Annotated in this window: 31 protein-coding genes; 27 read left to right on the top strand and 4 right to left on the bottom strand. The window is 41.0% G+C overall.

Translation table 11 applies throughout. The annotated features are described in order from the left end of the window. The first annotated feature begins 4 nt into the window (after window positions 1-4). From rplB to rplQ, 26 genes are all read left to right on the top strand, one after another. Window positions 5-829 carry a 50S ribosomal protein L2 gene (gene rplB, locus GO816_RS02660; RefSeq protein WP_157539799.1) on the top strand — a complete coding sequence of 275 codons (825 nt, stop codon included), beginning with the start codon at window positions 5-7 and terminating at the stop codon, window positions 827-829. Then, window positions 829-1,095, top strand: a complete 267-nt coding sequence (gene rpsS, locus GO816_RS02655; RefSeq protein ID WP_157539798.1) for a 30S ribosomal protein S19 — start codon at window positions 829-831, stop codon at window positions 1,093-1,095. The genes rplB and rpsS overlap by 1 nt, the downstream gene beginning before the upstream one ends. Before the next feature lie 7 nt (window positions 1,096-1,102). Then, entirely contained in the window at window positions 1,103-1,531 is a 429-nt protein-coding gene (gene rplV, locus GO816_RS02650) for a 50S ribosomal protein L22 (protein ID WP_157539797.1), read from the top strand. A gap of 6 nt (window positions 1,532-1,537) precedes the next feature. Next, window positions 1,538-2,401, top strand: coding sequence for a 30S ribosomal protein S3 (gene rpsC, locus GO816_RS02645; protein ID WP_157539796.1), 864 nt, complete (start codon window positions 1,538-1,540; stop codon window positions 2,399-2,401). A 47-nt stretch (window positions 2,402-2,448) separates the two neighbouring features. Then, a complete protein-coding gene (gene rplP, locus GO816_RS02640) occupies window positions 2,449-2,871 on the top strand; it encodes a 50S ribosomal protein L16 (protein ID WP_157539795.1) in 423 nt (140 codons plus the stop codon). A gap of 141 nt (window positions 2,872-3,012) precedes the next feature. Further along, the gene (gene rpmC / locus GO816_RS02635; RefSeq protein WP_157539794.1) at window positions 3,013-3,222 is read left to right on the top strand and encodes a 50S ribosomal protein L29; all 210 of its coding nucleotides are present in this window, start codon (window positions 3,013-3,015) and stop codon (window positions 3,220-3,222) included. Window positions 3,223-3,240: 18 nt separating this feature from the next. Beyond that, complete coding sequence (gene rpsQ, locus GO816_RS02630) at window positions 3,241-3,495, top strand: 30S ribosomal protein S17 (protein ID WP_157539793.1); 255 nt, start codon at window positions 3,241-3,243, stop codon at window positions 3,493-3,495. A gap of 1 nt (window position 3,496) precedes the next feature. Next, window positions 3,497-3,865: a 50S ribosomal protein L14 gene (gene rplN / locus GO816_RS02625; RefSeq protein ID WP_157539792.1), complete on the top strand. Its 369-nt coding sequence runs from the start codon at window positions 3,497-3,499 to the stop codon at window positions 3,863-3,865. Between the two features lie 2 nt (window positions 3,866-3,867). After that, the gene (gene rplX, locus GO816_RS02620) at window positions 3,868-4,197 is read left to right on the top strand and encodes a 50S ribosomal protein L24 (RefSeq protein WP_157539791.1); all 330 of its coding nucleotides are present in this window, start codon (window positions 3,868-3,870) and stop codon (window positions 4,195-4,197) included. Continuing rightward, the gene (gene rplE, locus GO816_RS02615) at window positions 4,197-4,766 is read left to right on the top strand and encodes a 50S ribosomal protein L5 (RefSeq protein ID WP_157539790.1); all 570 of its coding nucleotides are present in this window, start codon (window positions 4,197-4,199) and stop codon (window positions 4,764-4,766) included. The genes rplX and rplE overlap by 1 nt, the downstream gene beginning before the upstream one ends. Then, window positions 4,759-5,028, top strand: coding sequence for a 30S ribosomal protein S14 (gene rpsN / locus GO816_RS02610; protein ID WP_157539789.1), 270 nt, complete (start codon window positions 4,759-4,761; stop codon window positions 5,026-5,028). The genes rplE and rpsN overlap by 8 nt, the downstream gene beginning before the upstream one ends. Before the next feature lie 220 nt (window positions 5,029-5,248). Then, window positions 5,249-5,647 (top strand): 30S ribosomal protein S8, encoded by a 399-nt coding sequence (gene rpsH, locus GO816_RS02605; RefSeq protein WP_157539788.1) that lies wholly within the window; start codon window positions 5,249-5,251, stop codon window positions 5,645-5,647. Between the two features lie 22 nt (window positions 5,648-5,669). Then, the gene (gene rplF / locus GO816_RS02600) at window positions 5,670-6,227 is read left to right on the top strand and encodes a 50S ribosomal protein L6 (protein ID WP_157539787.1); all 558 of its coding nucleotides are present in this window, start codon (window positions 5,670-5,672) and stop codon (window positions 6,225-6,227) included. 5 nt (window positions 6,228-6,232) lie between these two features. Next, window positions 6,233-6,583, top strand: coding sequence for a 50S ribosomal protein L18 (gene rplR, locus GO816_RS02595; RefSeq protein ID WP_157539786.1), 351 nt, complete (start codon window positions 6,233-6,235; stop codon window positions 6,581-6,583). 12 nt (window positions 6,584-6,595) lie between these two features. Then, window positions 6,596-7,114, top strand: coding sequence for a 30S ribosomal protein S5 (gene rpsE, locus GO816_RS02590; protein ID WP_157539785.1), 519 nt, complete (start codon window positions 6,596-6,598; stop codon window positions 7,112-7,114). Between the two features lie 5 nt (window positions 7,115-7,119). Next, on the top strand, window positions 7,120-7,299 hold the full coding sequence (rpmD, locus tag GO816_RS02585; protein ID WP_157539784.1) for a 50S ribosomal protein L30: 180 nt from the start codon (window positions 7,120-7,122) through the stop codon (window positions 7,297-7,299). 4 nt (window positions 7,300-7,303) lie between these two features. Next, entirely contained in the window at window positions 7,304-7,750 is a 447-nt protein-coding gene (gene rplO, locus GO816_RS02580) for a 50S ribosomal protein L15 (protein WP_157539783.1), read from the top strand. A gap of 6 nt (window positions 7,751-7,756) precedes the next feature. Next, window positions 7,757-9,115, top strand: coding sequence for a preprotein translocase subunit SecY (gene secY / locus GO816_RS02575; RefSeq protein WP_157539782.1), 1,359 nt, complete (start codon window positions 7,757-7,759; stop codon window positions 9,113-9,115). Between the two features lie 7 nt (window positions 9,116-9,122). After that, window positions 9,123-9,914, top strand: a complete 792-nt coding sequence (gene map / locus GO816_RS02570; RefSeq protein WP_157539781.1) for a type I methionyl aminopeptidase — start codon at window positions 9,123-9,125, stop codon at window positions 9,912-9,914. A gap of 63 nt (window positions 9,915-9,977) precedes the next feature. Further along, window positions 9,978-10,196 (top strand): translation initiation factor IF-1, encoded by a 219-nt coding sequence (gene infA, locus GO816_RS02565; protein WP_022833270.1) that lies wholly within the window; start codon window positions 9,978-9,980, stop codon window positions 10,194-10,196. Between the two features lie 5 nt (window positions 10,197-10,201). Continuing rightward, entirely contained in the window at window positions 10,202-10,318 is a 117-nt protein-coding gene (rpmJ, locus tag GO816_RS02560) for a 50S ribosomal protein L36 (protein WP_157539780.1), read from the top strand. A 67-nt stretch (window positions 10,319-10,385) separates the two neighbouring features. Continuing rightward, window positions 10,386-10,763, top strand: coding sequence for a 30S ribosomal protein S13 (gene rpsM / locus GO816_RS02555; protein WP_157539779.1), 378 nt, complete (start codon window positions 10,386-10,388; stop codon window positions 10,761-10,763). A 115-nt stretch (window positions 10,764-10,878) separates the two neighbouring features. Further along, complete coding sequence (rpsK, locus tag GO816_RS02550; RefSeq protein ID WP_157539778.1) at window positions 10,879-11,268, top strand: 30S ribosomal protein S11; 390 nt, start codon at window positions 10,879-10,881, stop codon at window positions 11,266-11,268. Window positions 11,269-11,336: 68 nt separating this feature from the next. Beyond that, the gene (rpsD, locus tag GO816_RS02545; RefSeq protein ID WP_157539777.1) at window positions 11,337-11,945 is read left to right on the top strand and encodes a 30S ribosomal protein S4; all 609 of its coding nucleotides are present in this window, start codon (window positions 11,337-11,339) and stop codon (window positions 11,943-11,945) included. 95 nt (window positions 11,946-12,040) lie between these two features. Then, window positions 12,041-13,033 carry a DNA-directed RNA polymerase subunit alpha gene (locus GO816_RS02540; RefSeq protein WP_157539776.1) on the top strand — a complete coding sequence of 331 codons (993 nt, stop codon included), beginning with the start codon at window positions 12,041-12,043 and terminating at the stop codon, window positions 13,031-13,033. 152 nt (window positions 13,034-13,185) lie between these two features. Then, window positions 13,186-13,737: a 50S ribosomal protein L17 gene (rplQ, locus tag GO816_RS02535; RefSeq protein ID WP_157539775.1), complete on the top strand. Its 552-nt coding sequence runs from the start codon at window positions 13,186-13,188 to the stop codon at window positions 13,735-13,737. A 108-nt stretch (window positions 13,738-13,845) separates the two neighbouring features. Here rplQ and GO816_RS18935 read toward each other — a convergent pair whose 3' ends face one another. From GO816_RS18935 to GO816_RS02520, 4 genes are all read right to left on the bottom strand, one after another. Continuing rightward, window positions 13,846-14,019, bottom strand: coding sequence for a carboxymuconolactone decarboxylase family protein (locus GO816_RS18935; protein ID WP_317163575.1), 174 nt, complete (start codon window positions 14,017-14,019; stop codon window positions 13,846-13,848). Window positions 14,020-14,022: 3 nt separating this feature from the next. Continuing rightward, the gene (locus GO816_RS18930; RefSeq protein ID WP_317163574.1) at window positions 14,023-14,289 is read right to left on the bottom strand and encodes a carboxymuconolactone decarboxylase family protein; all 267 of its coding nucleotides are present in this window, start codon (window positions 14,287-14,289) and stop codon (window positions 14,023-14,025) included. 104 nt (window positions 14,290-14,393) lie between these two features. Continuing rightward, the gene (locus tag GO816_RS02525) at window positions 14,394-14,966 is read right to left on the bottom strand and encodes a Crp/Fnr family transcriptional regulator (RefSeq protein WP_157539774.1); all 573 of its coding nucleotides are present in this window, start codon (window positions 14,964-14,966) and stop codon (window positions 14,394-14,396) included. A 53-nt stretch (window positions 14,967-15,019) separates the two neighbouring features. Further along, window positions 15,020-15,577 carry a GNAT family N-acetyltransferase gene (locus tag GO816_RS02520; protein WP_157539773.1) on the bottom strand — a complete coding sequence of 186 codons (558 nt, stop codon included), beginning with the start codon at window positions 15,575-15,577 and terminating at the stop codon, window positions 15,020-15,022. 248 nt (window positions 15,578-15,825) lie between these two features. Between GO816_RS02520 and dnaK the strand changes: the two genes are divergently transcribed. Next, a complete protein-coding gene (dnaK, locus tag GO816_RS02515) occupies window positions 15,826-17,730 on the top strand; it encodes a molecular chaperone DnaK (protein WP_157539772.1) in 1,905 nt (634 codons plus the stop codon). The last annotated feature ends 109 nt before the right edge of the window (window positions 17,731-17,839 follow it).

Here is a 17,839-nt window from a genome sequence, read left to right as displayed (position 1 = left end):
AGAAATGGCAGTTAAAAGATTTAAACCGGTAACCCCGGGTACCCGTTTCAGGGTAGGTGCTGATTACTCTGACGTTACAACCAACGTTCCTGAAAAATCATTGGTGGTATCGCACAAAAAATCAGGTGGTCGTAACAACACCGGTAAAATGACCATGCGTTATTTAGGTGGTGGTCACAAAAAATCATACCGTTTAATTGACTTTAAACGTAATAAATTCGATATCCCTGCAACTGTTGCAACTATCGAGTATGACCCTAACCGTTCGGCTCGTATTGCCCTGTTAGTATATGCAGATGGCGAGAAAAGATATATGATAGCTCCAGAAGGTTTAACCGTAGGTCAAACTGTTCTTTCAGGTGCTGGCTCACCTCCAGAGGTGGGTAATACTTTACCATTAAAGAATATTCCTTTAGGTTCTATCATTCATAACATTGAACTTAACCCAGGTCAGGGCGGTATTATTGCCCGTTCAGCTGGTACATATGCTCAATTGTCGGCTCGTGATGGCAAATATGCTATCATCAAATTGCCTTCAGGCGAAACCCGTATGATCCTGGCTACCTGCCTTGCAACCGTAGGTACTGTATCTAACTCTGAGAAAGCAAACGAGGTGTTGGGTAAAGCAGGTCGCAAACGTTGGTTAGGTCGTCGTCCACGCGTTCGTGGTGTAGCTATGAACCCTGTCGATCACCCTATGGGTGGTGGTGAAGGCCGTTCATCAGGTGGTCACCCACGTTCACGCAAAGGTTTATTGGCTAAAGGCTACAAAACCCGCGACAAAAAGAAAACATCTGATCGTTATATCATAGAAAGAAGGAAGAAATAATGGCACGTTCGATTAAAAAAGGTCCTTATATTGATCATAATCTGGACAAAAAAGTTCAGGTTTTGAATGAATCAAATAAGAAATCTGTTGTAAAAACATGGTCACGTCGTTCCATGATCTCTCCAGATTTCGTTGGTCATACATTTGCAGTACACAATGGTAACAAGTTTATCCCTGTGTATGTAACAGAAAACATGGTTGGTCATAAACTGGGAGAGTTTGCACCAACCCGTACATTCCGTGGTCACGCAGAAAAGAAAAAATAATTAGGTAATGGAAGCAACAACAAAAATCAAAAAGTCTGTACTAATCAGACAGCGTAAAGAGCAAGAGAAAGCTCAGCAAGGAGGAGCTTCGGTTGCCAAATTACAGAACTGCCCAACTTCGCCTCGTAAGATGCGTTTGGTAGTGGATCTTATCCGTGGCGAAAACGTAGTTAAAGCACTTAGCATTTTAAAGTTTACTAACAAAGAAGCTGCTATCCGCGTTGAAAAATTATTGCTTTCAGCTATTAAAAACTGGGAAGCAAAAAACGAAGGTAAAAGCATCGATGATAGCAACTTATATGTAAAAGAAGTTTCAGTTGGTGGTGGCCGTCAGTTAAAAAGACTGCGTCCGGCTCCTCAGGGCCGCGGATACCGTATCCGTAAACGCTCAAACCACGTAACTTTAATTGTGGATAGTAAAACCGAAATCAACTAATTAGAAATGGGACAAAAAGCACATCCAATAGGTAACCGTTTAGGAATCATCCGTGGTTGGGATTCTAACTGGTTCGGTGGCAACAACTACTCTGATAAATTAGTTGAGGACGAAAAAATCCGCAAATACTTATCAGTACGTATTGCTAAAGGCGGCGTATCAAAAGTAGTTATTGAGCGTACCTTGAAACGCATCACTGTAACAATCCACACTGCCCGTCCGGGTATCGTTATCGGTAAAGGCGGCCAGGAGGTTGATAAAATTAAAGAAGAGCTTAAGAAGCTTACTAAAAAAGACGTTCAAATCAACATTTTTGAAATTAAACGTCCTGAGCTTGATGCTCAGTTAGTAGCAGAAGGCATAGCTAAACAATTAGAGGCTCGTATCTCTTTCCGTCGTGCCATGAAAACCACTATCGCATCAACCATGCGTATGGGAGCAGAAGGTATCAAAGTTATGACATCTGGCCGTTTAGGCGGTGCTGAGATGGCACGTACCGAGCAATACAAAGAAGGCAGAATTCCTCTGCACACTTTCCGTGCTGATATTGATTACGCACTGGGTGAAGCTTTAACTACTTATGGTAAAATAGGTATTAAAGTTTGGATTTGTAAAGGTGAGGTTTACGGTAAACGTGATCTTTCTCCAAACATTGGTTCAACCAGCAGTTCAAGTGGTCGTGGCGGTCGCCCTGAAGGCGCGGCAGCTTATGGCAATGAGCGTGGTGGCAATGACCGTCGTGGTGGTAATGATCGTCGTCAGGGTGGTGGTGACCGCAGAGGCGGTAACAACAACCAACGTGGCGGAGGTAACAACCGTCCAGGTGGCCAAAATCGTCAGGGTGGTAACCGTCCGGGCGGAAACAGATAATTAATCAAAGTTGAGATAACATCGTTTAGATATAAAAAGCTAATAAAATGCTACAGCCAAAAAGAACGAAGTTCAGAAAGATGCAAAAAGGCAGAATGAAAGGTGCCGCCACCCGTGGTGCTGAACTTTCATTCGGATCTTTCGGTATAAAATCACTCGAGCCGGCCTGGATCACCAGCCGTCAAATCGAGGCCGCCCGTATCGCTGTAACACGTTTTATGAAACGTGAAGGCCAGGTGTGGATCAGGATTTTCCCTGACAAGCCTGTAACTAAAAAACCTGCAGAGGTACGTATGGGTAAAGGTAAAGGTGCTCCTGAATACTGGGTAGCGGTTGTACGCCCCGGAAGGATCATTTTCGAAGCAGAAGGTGTGCCATTAGAAGTAGCTAAAGAAGCTCTTCGCCTGGCTGCACAAAAACTGCCGGTACAAACCAAATTTATTGTACGTAGGGATTACGTAGAAGCATAATAAGTGTTGCGGGTTGTGAGTTTTGAGTTGATATTAAAGCTCACAACCCGTAACCTGATTTATAAGTTAACAAACAGAAGCAACGCGTGATGTAAGCATCCAACTTACCTCTCACCGTTCACCAGAGAAAAACTCACAAAAATGAAAAGCTCAGAAATATCAGCGCTGTCAACCGAGGAGTTGGTTGCAAGAATTGGCGAGGAGAAAACTAATCTTACCAAACTGAAATTTGCACATGCAGTTTCGGCTATTGAGAACCCTAACCGTATCAAAGTTATACGTAAGGAAGTTGCTCGTTTAAATACTGAATTAACCAAGCGTAAAGCGGCGTCAGCTTCTGAACAGCAATAATTAAAGCGTCGAAACAAAATGGAAAGAAATTTAAGAAAAACACGTACCGGTCTGGTAGTAAGCAATAAGATGGATAAATCTATCGTAGTTGCTGTTGAGCGGAAAGTGAAACACCCGATCTATGGTAAGTTCGTAAACAAAACTGCCAAGTTCATGGCTCATGATGAAACTAATACCTGTGGTATTGGCGATACCGTATTGATTATGGAAACCCGCCCGTTGAGCAAAAATAAAAACTGGAGATTAGTTGAAATTTTAGAAAGGGCTAAATAAGATGGTACAACAGGAATCAAGATTAACCGTAGCTGATAACAGCGGTGCTAAAGAAGTACTGGTTATCCGCGTATTAGGTGGCACAGCAAAGCGCTATGCCTCTGTAGGCGATAAAATTGTAGTAACTGTAAAAAGCGCTATCCCATCAGGTAACGTAAAAAAAGGTACTGTATCTAAAGCCGTAGTAGTAAGAACTAAAAAAGAGGTTCGCCGCAAAGATGGTTCTTACATCCGTTTCGACGACAACGCAGCTGTTTTGTTAAATAACCAGGACGAGCCAAGAGGTACACGTATCTTCGGTCCGGTGGCAAGAGAGTTACGTGAAAAACAATTCATGAAAATCGTTTCATTAGCACCGGAGGTATTATAACCATGGAAAAGAAAATTAAATTAAAGATCCGTAAAGGTGACCTGGTGAAAGTTATTGCCGGCGACTCTAAAGGTCAGCAAGGTAAAGTAACTGAGATTATTGCCGAGAAAAACCGCGCAGTGGTTGAAGGCGTAAACTTAATATCAAAGCACACCAAACCAAATGCAGCTAACCCTAACGGTGGTATCGTTAAAAAGGAAGCCGCAATTCATATTTCAAACCTTGCACTGGTTGATCCAAAAACAGGTGAAACCACCCGCGTAGGCCGTAAAAAGAATGACGCAGGTAAATTAGTTAGAGTAGCAAAAAAATCAGGGGAGGAAATTAAATAATGTCTTACGTTCCAAGATTAAAATCCAAATATAAAGAGGAGATCCGCACTGCACTGAAAGATAAATTTCAGTACAAAAGCGTAATGCAGGTTCCCAAGCTGGAGAAAATTGCTATCAACCAGGGCGTTGGTGGTGCTACTACCGATAAAAAACTTATCGATACTACTATTACCGAGCTATCTACCATTACCGGTCAGAAAGCTGTTGCATCAAAATCTAAAAAAGATATCTCGAACTTCAAATTACGTAAAGGTATGCCTGTAGGTGTACGTGTAACTTTACGTGATAACAACATGTACGAGTTCTTAGATCGTTTAATTGCCGTTGCATTGCCACGTATCCGTGACTTTAAAGGTATTAACGATAAAGGTTTTGACGGTAAAGGCAACTATACCTTAGGTATTACCGAGCAAATCATTTTCCCTGAAATTAACATTGACAAAATCAACAAAATTCAGGGTATGGATATTACCTTTGTAACTTCGGCAACTAACGATGTTGAAGCGTTAGAATTGCTTAAACAATTTGGTTTACCATTTAAAAATCAAACTCCAGTAAACAATGGCTAAAGAAGGTGTAAAAGCACGCGAAGTAAAACGTGCTAAATTAGTAGCAAGATATGCTGAGAAACGCGCAGCCCTTAAAGCCGCTGGTGATTACGAAGCATTAGATAAATTACCTAAAGCATCGTCACCGGTTAAATTGCACAACCGTTGCAAGCTTACCGGCCGCCCACGTGGTTATATGCGTCAGTTTGGTATTTCACGTGTAACTTTCCGTGAAATGGCCCTGGCTGGTAAAATCCCCGGCGTTAAGAAAGCAAGCTGGTAACAGCAATACAGGTAATAAAATTGCCGGTTGCAGGTTGAGAATTAAATTCTTACCTTTGCGGCCGGCAATTTGTAACATATGCCTGTTTGCAGGCGAGTAGTGGGTTTGGAAAGTAGTGATACTTGCCACTAAACTATTTTGCCTTTTTATATTGAATTATTAACCGATGGAAGGTCGTCGTTGTGAAAACGAAGGAAACCGCCGTCATATTTTAACATAAATGAATACAGATCCAATCGCAGATTATCTTACCAGAGTAAGGAATGCTATTAAAGCCAACCATAGGGTTGTTGAAATTCCTGCATCAAATCTGAAAAAGGAAATCACTAAAGTGCTTTTCGACAAAGGTTACATCGCTAACTTCAAATTTGAAGACAATGGCCCTCAAGGTACCATTAAAGTAGCGTTAAAATATCACCCTGTAACCAAAGTTTCGGCTATCCGTACGCTTACCCGTGTGAGCAAACCAGGTTTGAGAAAATATGCAGGCATGGACACTATGCCAAGAGTATTAAATGGTTTGGGTATCGCTATCCTGTCAACTTCAAAAGGAGTAATGACTGATAAAGAGGCCCGTCAGCAAAACATCGGTGGCGAAGTATTATGCTTCGTTTATTAATCGTACAAAAGGAATTAAAGAAATGTCAAGAGTAGGAAAAGCCCCCATTACTATCCCTTCGGGCGTAACTGTTACCGTTAGTGATGCTAACGTAGTAACCGTAAAAGGCCCTAAAGGTCAGCTCGAGCAGGCGTTAGACAGTGATATCACTGTATCACAAGAAGATGGCGTATTAACAGTAGTACGTCCAACCGACCAAAAACGTCACAAAGCATTACACGGTTTGTATCGTGCATTAATTAACAACATGGTTGTAGGTGTAACCAACGGTTACAAAATAGAACAAGAGTTGGTTGGTGTAGGTTACCGTGCTACCAATACAGGTAATACATTAGATTTAGTGTTAGGTTTCTCTCACCACTATGTATTTGAATTACCTACAGAAATCAAAGTATCCACTACTGCTGAAAAAGGTAAAAACCCAACCATCATCCTGGAGTCAATTGACAAACAGTTAATCGGTCAGGTTGCCGCCAAAATCCGTTCGTTACGTGCTCCAGAGCCTTACAAAGGTAAAGGTGTTAAATTTGTTGGCGAAGTGTTAAGAAGAAAAGCAGGTAAATCAGCATCTAAAAAATAATCGTCATGACAGGTAAATTATCAAGAAGAGACAGAATTAAAAAAGGAATCAGAAAACGTATTTCAGGTTCTGCAGAACGTCCGCGCTTGTCAGTGTTCAGAAGCAATAAAGGCATCTATGCACAGATTATTGACGATGTTGCCGGCAAAACACTGGTATCAGCTTCATCATTGTCAAAAGATTTTTCATCTGACGGCAGTAAAAGCGAACAATCAGTTGCCGTAGGTAAACTGATTGCCGAGAAAGCAAAAGCTGCTGGTATTGAATCAGTAGTGTTTGATAGAAATGGATACTTGTATCATGGCCGTATTAAACAACTGGCTGAAGGTGCACGTGAAGGTGGATTAAACTTTTAACCGTAACGAGTAATGTCAACAATAAATATTAAAAGAGTTAAAACCAGCGAGATCGAATTAAAAGACCGCCTGGTAAGCATACAACGCGTTGCCAAAGTAACTAAAGGTGGCCGTACTTTCAGCTTCTCGGCCATTGTGGTTGTAGGTGACGAAAACGGTGTAGTTGGTTACGGTTTAGGTAAAGCAAAAGAGGTTACCGAGGCAATTGCCAAAGGTATTGATGATGCAAAAAAGAACCTGGTTAAAGTTCCAATCATCAACAACACCATTCCTCACGAGCAAATTGGTAAGTTTTCAGGTGGCTTCGTTTTCTTGAAGCCTGCTGCTAACGGTACCGGTGTAATTGCTGGTGGTGCGATGCGTGCTGTATTAGAGAGTGCTGGCGTACATAACGTACTTGCAAAATCAAAAGGTTCATCAAATCCTCACAACGTGGTTAAAGCCACTGTATCGGCTCTGGCGCAATTGCGCGATGCTTATACTGTAGCTCAACATCGTGGTGTTAGTTTAGGTAAAGTATTTAACGGATAATCATCATGGCAAAAATCAAAATAACTCAGATTAAAAGCGTGATCGATAGAAGTGAGCGCCAGAAAAAAACTGTTGAGGCTTTAGGTTTAAAGAAAATTAACCATAGCGTTGAAGTTGAAGCTAATCCTGCTATCATTGGCATGATTAGAAAAGTTAATCATTTGGTAGCAGTAGAAAACATTTAATGTTATGAATTTAAGTAATCTTAAGCCTGCAGAAGGTTCTACTAAAAATAGAAAAAGAATAGGCCGTGGTACCGGTTCGGGCCGTGGCGGTACGTCAACCCGTGGCCATAAAGGTGCCGGTTCACGTTCAGGTACTTCAACCAAGGTTGGTTTTGAAGGTGGCCAGATGCCATTACAACGCCGTTTACCTAAGGTTGGTTTTAAAAACCCTAACCGCGTTGAGTACAACGGTATCAATTTAGATACTTTACAACAATTAGCTGATACTTATTCAGTATCTTCTATTAACTTTGATACCTTGAAAGAGCACGGGTTAGCTTCAAAAAATGACCTTGTGAAAATTCTTGGTCGTGGTACCCTGACTGCTAAAGTTGAAGTTCAGGCCCATGCATTTTCTGCCACTGCGCAAAAAGCTATAGAAGCAGCGGGCGGTTCAATTGTAAAGTTGTAATTCTCAATGAAAAATTTTTTCACCACATTATCCAATATTTGGAAAATTGAGGACTTAAGAGTGCGTATTTTAAACACACTCTTATTTCTTTTAATATACCGTGTAGGTTCATACATTGCTCTACCGGGTGTAGATGCCAATGTTTTGAACAACCAGGCAGCCAAAGAAGGTTTGCTGGGCTTACTTAATATGTTTGCCGGCGGATCTTTTTCCCGTGCTTCTATCTTTGCCCTGGGCGTTATGCCTTACATCTCTGCCTCAATTGTGGTGCAGTTATTAGGTATTGCTGTTCCTTATTTTGCAAAGTTGCAGAAGGAAGGCGAAAGCGGCCGCAGCAAAATCAATCAATGGACCCGTTACCTGACCATCATTATTACTATGGCACAGGCAGTAGGTTACGTACGCTCGCAAATTACACCTGCAGCCATTAATCCGGCTTTAGGTTCGGGCTTATTTACCCTGAGTTCAATTTTCGTTTTAACTGCAGGCACCTTGTTTGTGATGTGGTTAGGTGAAAAAATTACTGACAAAGGTATTGGTAACGGTATCTCACTTATTATTATGGTGGGGATTATTGCTCAATTGCCTGCGGCTATAATTGATGAGTTCAGCTCACGTGTTAGCGGTACTAACGCTACAGGTGGTCCGTTACTGTTTATTGTGGAGATACTTGCGCTGGTTGCGGTAGTTATGTTTACTATCCTGGTAGTTCAGGGTACACGCAAAATTGCAGTACAGTATGCAAAACGCATAGTAGGTAACAAACAGTATGGTGGTGTTCGCCAGTACATTCCTTTAAAAGTGAATGCTGCAGGTGTAATGCCAATCATTTTTGCTCAGGCATTAATGTTTATACCAGCTACCATATCTTCTTTCTTTCCTGACATTCAGTCGAACAGTGTTTTGATGGCATTATCAAATTACACATCTTGGTTACATAACCTGGTGTTTGCGATTCTTATCATCCTTTTCACTTACTTCTACACTGCTATTACGGTTAACCCGAAGCAAATGTCAGACGATATGAAGAAAAATGGTGGTTTCATTCCAGGAGTTGCTCCGGGTAATGCTACTGCTGAGTACATTGATGCCGTAATATCACGTATTACACTTCCAGGTTCAATATTTTTAGCAATTATTGCCATCATTCCGGCCTTAGCTAACATCTTGCACATTAACAGTCAGTTTGCGCGCTTCTTTGGCGGTACTTCATTGATTATCCTGGTGGGTGTAGTGTTAGATACATTACAGCAAATTGAAAGTCATTTATTGATGCGTCATTATGATGGCTTAATGAAAACCGGACGTGTTAAAGGCCGTACTGCTGTTCCTGCAGCTGCCGGTACTGTTCCTCCGGCTATTTAATTGAGGCATGTCAAAGATTATATTCAAGACTGCTGAAGAAATAGAGCTCATACGGCAAAGCGCCCAGTTGGTTGCAAAATCACTGGGCGAAATTGCCAAGATCATAAAACCTGGTGTAAAAACCATCAAACTAGATAAGCTGGCCGAAGCCTACATCCGTGATAACGGGGGCGTGCCGGCTTTTCTTAATTTTCACGGGTTTCCTTATTCTCTTTGTATATCTCCCAATGATCAGGTTGTACACGGCTTTCCAGGACAACAAGAGCTAAAAGACGGTGATATCATTTCTGTTGATTGCGGTGTTGTTCTAAACGGCTTTTACGGCGATTCTGCCTATACCTTTGCCGTTGGTGAGGTTAGTGAAGAAGCTAAAACGCTTTTACGTGTTACGCAAGAGTGCTTAGCCAAAGGCATTGAAAAAGCTGTGGTTGGTATGCGTACCGGCGATATTGGATTTGCAGTGCAGGAGCACGCTGAGAAGCATGGTTTCGGCGTAGTTAAAGAGCTGGTAGGGCATGGTGTTGGCGTTAAGCTGCATGAGAAGCCTGAGGTTCCAAACTACGGTAAGCGTGGTTCTGGTGCTAAACTGGAGGAAGGAATGGTGATTGCCATTGAGCCTATGATTAATGCCGGCAAGGCTGGTGTTAAGTTTTGGAAGGATGGATGGACGGTATCTACTGTTGACGGTAAGCCATCTGCTCATTTTGAGCACACGGTGGCTGTGCGCAAGGGAAAAGCCGAGATCTTATCCTCATTTGAATTCGTTGAAGAAGTTTTAGCAAAAAATAAAAATATTTAAAAAATTATTTTTATTTTTGCATCCCGATTTGCATCGGTATAAAAAAGTAATAATCAGTAAAATATGGCCAAACAATCCTCGATTGAGCAAGACGGTACTATCAGGGAAGCATTATCAAACGCAATGTTTAGAGTTGAACTGGAGAACGGTCATGAGATCATTGCTCATATATCAGGAAAAATGCGCATGCACTACATCAAAATTTTACCTGGCGACAGGGTTAAGCTAGAGATGAGTCCATATGATTTAACTAAAGGCAGAATAACCTACAGATATAAATAATTAAAATGAAAGTTAGAGCATCCATCAAAAAACGTAGCGCTGATTGCAAAATCATCCGTCGTAAAGGAAAGCTTTTTGTTATTAACAAAAAGAACCCTAAGTACAAACAACGTCAAGGGTAATTAAAAACATTGGAATGATTCGTACAACGGTGGCCCGCCGTTCGGTCATTCATTAAAACAAACAAATATGGCAAGGATATCAGGTATTGATTTACCAAGAAACAAAAGAGGAGAGATCGGACTTACTTACATCTATGGCATCGGCCGTTCAACTGCGCAAGCAATTTTGGACCAGGCTGGTATATCATATGATACTAAAGTACAAGAATGGACCGATGATCAGTTAGCTGCAATTCGTGGAATTATTAACGATCAGATTAAAGTTGAAGGTGCTCTGCGTTCAGAAGTTCAACTGAACATTAAGCGTTTAATGGATATTGGTTGTTACCGTGGTACACGTCACCGTAAAGGTTTACCTCTACGTGGTCAGCGTACTAAAAACAACTCTCGTACCCGTAAAGGTAAACGTAAAACAGTTGCTAACAAAAAGAAAGCTACTAAATAGTAAATAATGATTAGGGGCGTGGTAACAGGCCCTTAGGAATATACAATTATCAAACAGCCGAAGGGTCCGGTTACGCGTTAACCCAGTAATTCATCGGTTTAATAATTAAAAGAAAATGGCTAAAGCTAAAAAAGTAACCAAAAAGCGTATTGTAATTGTTGAGCCGATAGGTCAGGCTCACGTTAACGCTACTTTCAATAACATCATTATTACCTTAACCAACAGCAGCGGTCAGGCTATATCTTGGTCTTCTGCAGGTAAAATGGGTTTCAAAGGTTCTAAAAAGAACACTCCATACGCTGCATCACAAGCTGCTGCCGATTGCGGTAAAGTTGCTTATGATTTAGGCTTACGTAAAGTTGAAGTATTTGTAAAAGGTCCGGGTGCTGGTCGTGAGTCTGCTATCCGTACATTGCAAACTTCAGGCATCGAGGTTACTACTATTAAGGACATCACTCCACTGCCGCACAACGGCTGTCGTCCATCAAAAAGAAGAAGAGTTTAATTTATATATTTTTTAAAGCTAAGATTCTGCAGCTACAGGCTGCATGATACTTTAAAAGTCAAACAACAATGGCAAGATACACCGGACCCAAGTCCAAAATTGCGCGTAAGTTCAGAGAGCCGATCTTCGGTCCTGATAAAGTATTAGAAAGAAAAAATTACCCTCCTGGCATGCACGGCGTGTCAAAACGCAGAGGTAAACAATCTGAGTATGCTGTACAGTTAATGGAGAAGCAAAAAGTGAAATACACTTACGGTGTATTAGAGCGCTACTTCGAAAACTTATTTCACCGTGCTTCTGCACGTGAAGGTATCACCGGTACTAACTTGCTTCAACTATTAGAAGCTCGTTTAGATAACGCAGTATACCGTTTAGGTATTGCCCCAACCCGTTCTGGTGCACGCCAGTTGGTAGGTCACAAACACATTACTGTTAACGGAGAAGTTGTGAACATTGCTTCATACACTTTACGTCCGGGTGATGTAATTGCAGTACGTGAAAAATCAAAATCTCTTGAAGCCATTACCAATTCGGTAGCTGGCCGCAAGATCAATAAATATAGCTGGTTTGAGTGGGACGCTGCTGCGTTAAGCGGTAAGCTTTTAAACTACCCTAACCGCGACGAGATTCCTGAGAATATCAAAGAGAACTTAATCGTCGAGCTTTATTCAAAATAATTAATGATATTGAACTGCGAAATGATTGGCATATTATGTCAGTCATTTTCGTGGTTACATATCATCCATCAGTAAACAATAAACAAAGCATATAAATGGCAATTTTAGCATTTCAAAAACCTGATAAGGTTATCATGCAGAAGTCTACCGACTTTGAAGGTACGTTTGAATTCCGTCCGTTAGAACCAGGCTTCGGTGTAACCATTGGTAATGCTTTACGTCGTATCTTACTTTCATCACTGGAAGGTTATGCTGTCACCTCGGTACGTTTCTCAGGTGTAACGCATGAGTTTTCAACCATCAAAGGTGTAGTTGAAGACGTTACCGAGATTATCCTGAACCTTAAACAGGTTAGGTTGAAAAAAACTGGTGAGTCTGGTGATACGGAAAAGATCTTTGTGATCATCAATGGCCAGGATTCTTTCAAAGCCGGCGATATCACTCAGTTCTCTAACAACTTTTCTATCCTGAATCCAGATCTTGTTATTTGCAACATGGATTCATCGGTAACTTTAGAAGTAGAGTTAACTGTAAATAAAGGCCGTGGTTACATACCAAGTGATGAGAACAAAAATCCTGACGCTGCGGTTGGTGTAATTGCTATCGACTCGATTTATACTCCAATAAAGAACGTTAAATACACTATAGAAAACTATCGTGTAGAGCAAAAAACCGACTACGAGAAATTAGTGTTGGACATTGCTACAGACGGTTCAATTCATCCGGAAGATGCACTTAAAGAAGCTGCTAAAATTTTAATTCAGCACTTCATGTTGTTCTCTGATGAGAATATGATGTTAGAAGCTCAGGCTAAAGAAGAGACTAAAGAAGTTGATGAGGAAATTTTACATATGCGTAAAATTCTTAAAACGGAGTTGGTTGATCTTGATCTTTCAGTACGTGCATTGAACTGCTTAAAAGCAGCTGACATCCGTAGCCTGGCTGATTTGGTTTCTTATGACGTTGCTGATATGTTAAAATTCAGAAACTTCGGTAAAAAATCATTAACTGAGATTCAGGACTTAGTCAAATCAAAAGGCCTATCTTTTGGTATGAACCTGTCTAAATACAAATTAGACGAAGAATAATTTCACAACAGAATCAAGAGTCAGGAGTAAAGAGTTAAGAAATCTTGTCTCTTGCTTCTTGACTCTTGATTCTAATATTTCACCCGGCATAATTCCGAGGGCTTGACGGTAACGCCGCCCAACGGTATGCACGTGCCAACAAACAAACAAAAATGAGACACGGTAAAAAACACAACCACTTAGGTCGTACCAAAAGCCACCGCGTGGCAATGATGAGCAACATGGCTTCATCATTAATTCTGCACAAACGTATTACTACCACTTTGGCAAAAGCAAAAGCACTTCGCGTGTATTTTGAGCCATTGGTAACCAAATCAAAAAGCGATACTACTCACTCACGTCGTACTGTATTTAGCTACCTGCAAAACAAAGAAGCGGCTACTATCTTGTTCCGCGAAATTGCTGAGAAAGTTGCTAACCGTCCGGGTGGTTACACTCGTATCATCAAGTTAGAAAACCGTTTAGGCGATAACGCTGAAATGGCAATCATCGAGCTTGTTGATTACAACACTGTATATGGTGCTAAAGAAGCTGCTCCTGCTAAGAAAGCTACACGTCGTCGTGGCGCTGGCTCAAAAGCTAAAGCTGCTGAAGCTGCTCCTGTTGCTGCTGAGGAAACTGTTGCTGAAGCACCTGCTGCTGAAGAAACTGCTGCTCCGGAAGCACCTGCTGCAAACGAAGAGAATGCAGAAAAAGGCGAGTAATTTTAAATTATCATTTATACGCAAAGCGGCCTGTTCACTTGAACAGGCCGCTTTTGTTTTAGCTATAAATACTGGTTTGGGTTTTTTGATAGTCTCTTAGCCGTTCAGTTACTTTTGCAACTCCGGCAAAAAGTGATTTGTGATTGCTAAACGGTTCCATGCGTTTATAGTAAGTGCGGCAATAAGAACCTTTTGTACCAAGCTTTCGCCTAATACGGAAACGGCATTATCATACGTTGCATCGTTAACGTGCCCTTGTATATTGGTAATTTCTTCGGTCAAGGCTTAAACAGCCTGCTCTTCTTGGGTAAAAAAGTTTGTTTCGCGCCAGGCGGGGAGTACGTAAATGCGTTGCTCGGTTTCGCCTGCCCTACGTGCGTCGCGGGTGTGCATGTCAAGGCAGTACGAACAGCCGTTAATTTGGGAAGCACGAATCTTTATTAGTTCATGCAACTTTTTATCAACACCACTTTTTTGTACGTAGGTTTCTAAACCCAACATAGCTTTGTATGCTTCGGGGTCAATTTGGTTTTGTGCAAATCTTGGTTTCATGATTTCTATTTTTTAAGGTATGTGTTATTTGTTTTGTCGTTCCTGACAGTACAAAGGTGCACACCGCCTCCAACCAAAATCTTGACCATGATCAAGAAATGAAATTAGTGTTCCTTGGCTCGCACTCTGCTCAAAAACTCAGGTGTGAAACCAAGGTAAGATGCCAGCATATATTGGGGAATACGCTGAATGAATTCGCGAAAGCGGCTGGCAAAATGATGGTATTTCTCCTCGCCCGACAAATCAGACTGAAATATTTGGCGTGTTTGTAAAGCGGCATAAGCCCTTTGGTAAATCCGCTTGAAATACTTTTCAAGCTTAGGTACTTTATCAAGTAACTCGTCTTGGTTGTCTTGGCTTAGTATAATTACCTTACTTTTTTGAACGGCTTGTATGTAAAACTGTGAAGGTGTATGCAGTGTAAAGCTGGTATAATCGGCCAGCCACCAGTTATCTATACCAAACTGTACAATTTGCTCAATGCCATTTTCTTTAATGAAAAACATGCGTATGCAGCCCTCAACTACAAAGTACTGCGCATTGCACTTATCGCCTTCGCTTAGCAAGTAGCTTTTTTTGCCAATTTCCCGGTACTTCAAATAGTTCACCACCAGTTGCCGTTCATTATCAGTTAAATTAATGAATTTATCTATGTGGTTTAGCAGTGGTTCAAACATGTCATTTTGTTCGATATAAAATTAAAGCAATACGCGCGTTAGTTCATCGCAAATTAGTGTGTTAAATTTACGTTGCTTTGAGTAAATCTATCTTTAGTAACTTCGTAATAAAGTGTACTGCCCTCTATATGGGTATACTTAAAGCCAGTTTTAAGCAGCACCCTTTGTGATGCTTTATTGCTCGTCTGCGTATCGGCTTTCACTTTTTTAAGTATGCTAAAGCCAAAGCCCCAATCAAGCATAGCACTCAAAGCTTCGGTAGCAAAACCATTTCCTTGTTTGTCCTTAAATATCATATATCCAATTGATGTACTGCCGTAATCATCAGGGTAGCCGCCAAAACCTATTGTGCCAATTATGCTGTTAGTGCTTTTCAATACAATTTGCCAGTTTGTGTACCAGTGATACAATTCAGGGTAGGCCAAGGTATTGGGCAGCCAGTATTTGTTCATAGCTTCACTCATTTCAATTTTGAAAGCCTCATCTATTAACGGTGTTGAAGGGTTGAGATCAAGACTTTGTTCAAACTTGCTCCAGTCATTTATTGATAATAAAAGCTGATGATGAGCAAGAGGAATAAGCTTTAACCTTTTAGATTGTGTATTATACATCGATGAATCTATTCAGCATACACTTACCCCAAGTTACCATGCCTGTTTGGCATTGATGCCGATTATGGTTTAAAATTACCTATTACCTATAGCAATGTCAACATGTCACTAAAATGTAAGTACTGGCTGACTAAATGTAGAAGTTTCTGCCATCAGAATATAAATAATACTGACAAATAACATTGGCACAAGCATTGATAAATAGTGCATGTTAAGATTAAAAAATAATAACAGGAAATATCAATCATATGTCTAAAATCATTGGAATCGACTTAGGAACAACAAACTCCTGCGTTGCAGTAATGGAAGGTAACGAGCCGGTAGTTATTGCCAACAGCGAGGGTAAACGCACTACGCCATCGGTAGTTGCTTTTGTTGACAACGGCGAGCGTAAAGTAGGTGACCCTGCAAAACGTCAATCAATTACCAACCCTAAAAAAACTGTATACTCAGTAAAACGCTTTATGGGTAACCAGTTTAACGAGGTTACTAAAGAAGCTGAGCGTGTACCTTACTCAGTTGTAAAAGGTGATAACAATACTCCACGTGTTGAAATAGACGACCGTAAATACACTCCGCAAGAAATTTCTGCTATGATTCTTCAAAAAATGAAGAAAACTGCTGAAGATTTCCTTGGAACCGAAGTAACCGAAGCAGTTATTACCGTACCTGCTTACTTTAACGATGCTCAGCGTCAGGCTACTAAAGAAGCCGGCGAAATTGCAGGTTTAAAAGTACGTCGTATTATCAACGAGCCTACTGCTGCTGCCTTGGCTTACGGCCTTGACAAAGCGCACAAGGATATGAAAATTGCAGTATTTGACTGCGGTGGTGGTACACATGACGTATCAGTACTCGAGTTGGGTGATGGTGTATTTGAAGTAAAAGCTACTGATGGTGACACTCACTTAGGTGGTGATGATTTTGACCAGGTAATAATTGACTGGTTAGCTGATGAATTTAAAAATGATGAAGGTTTTGACTTGCGTCGTGACCCAATGGCACTACAGCGTTTGAAAGAAGCTGCTGAAAAAGCTAAAATTGAATTATCAAGCTCAACTACTACCGAAATTAACCTGCCATATATTACAGCAGTTGACGGTATGCCTAAGCACTTGGTTAAGCAATTAACCCGTGCTAAATTTGAGCAACTGGCCGATAGCTTAATAAAGCGTACAATTGAACCTTGCCGTACAGCATTGAAAAATGCCGGTTACAGCACTTCAGATATTGATGAAATCATCCTGGTAGGTGGTTCTACACGTATTCCTGCTATTCAGGATGCTGTTCAAAAATTCTTTGGTAAATCGCCTTCAAAAGGTGTAAATCCTGATGAGGTTGTAGCTATTGGTGCTGCTATTCAAGGTGGTGTACTAACCGGTGAGGTTAAAGACGTGTTATTGTTAGACGTAACCCCACTTTCATTAGGTATCGAAACTATGGGCGGTGTAATGACCAAGTTAATTGAGTCAAACACTACTATCCCTAGCAAAAAATCAGAAGTTTTCTCAACTGCGTCTGATAACCAGCCATCAGTAGAGATACACATTTTGCAAGGTGAGCGCCCTATGGCATCACAAAACCGTACACTTGGCCGTTTCCACTTAGACAGCATTCCGCCTGCTCCTCGTGGTGTGCCTCAAATTGAAGTAACTTTTGATATTGATGCTAACGGTATTCTGCATGTATCTGCTAAAGATAAAGCTACCGGTAAAGAGCAAAAAATCCGTATCGAAGCTTCATCTGGCTTAACTGATGCTGAGATTAAGAAAATGAAAGAAGAAGCAGAGGCTAATGCTGATGCCGATAAAAAAGCTAAAGAAGAGATTGAAAAGCTGAACGGCGCAGATGCACTGATCTTCTCAACTGAAAAACAATTGAAAGAGTACGGTGATAAAATACCTGCTGATAAAAAAGCACCTATTGAATCGGCTTTAGAGAAACTGAAAACAGCTTATGCTTCTAAAGACTTAGCAAGCATCGAAGTTGCCCAAACAGAATTAAATACTGCATGGAGCGCTGCTTCTGAAGATATGTACAAAGCATCTGCCGAAGCACAACAGGGCGAACAGCCTGAAGCAGGTGATGCTGGTTCAAACCCTCAAAACGGAGGTGACACTGTAACCGACGTTGATTTTGAAGAAGTAAAGTAAGTTTACTGAATTAGCTATAAAGAGGCCCTCTGACAAATTGTTAGAGGGCTTTTTTTGTGCATAAATATTGGGGTTTAGCAATTAGTTGATGATCGTTGTAAATGTTAAT

The sequence above is a fragment of the Mucilaginibacter aquatilis genome, assembly GCF_009755275.1.
Lineage (GTDB): Bacteria > Bacteroidota > Bacteroidia > Sphingobacteriales > Sphingobacteriaceae > Mucilaginibacter > Mucilaginibacter aquatilis.
This window is presented reverse-complemented; position numbering and strand designations above follow the sequence as displayed.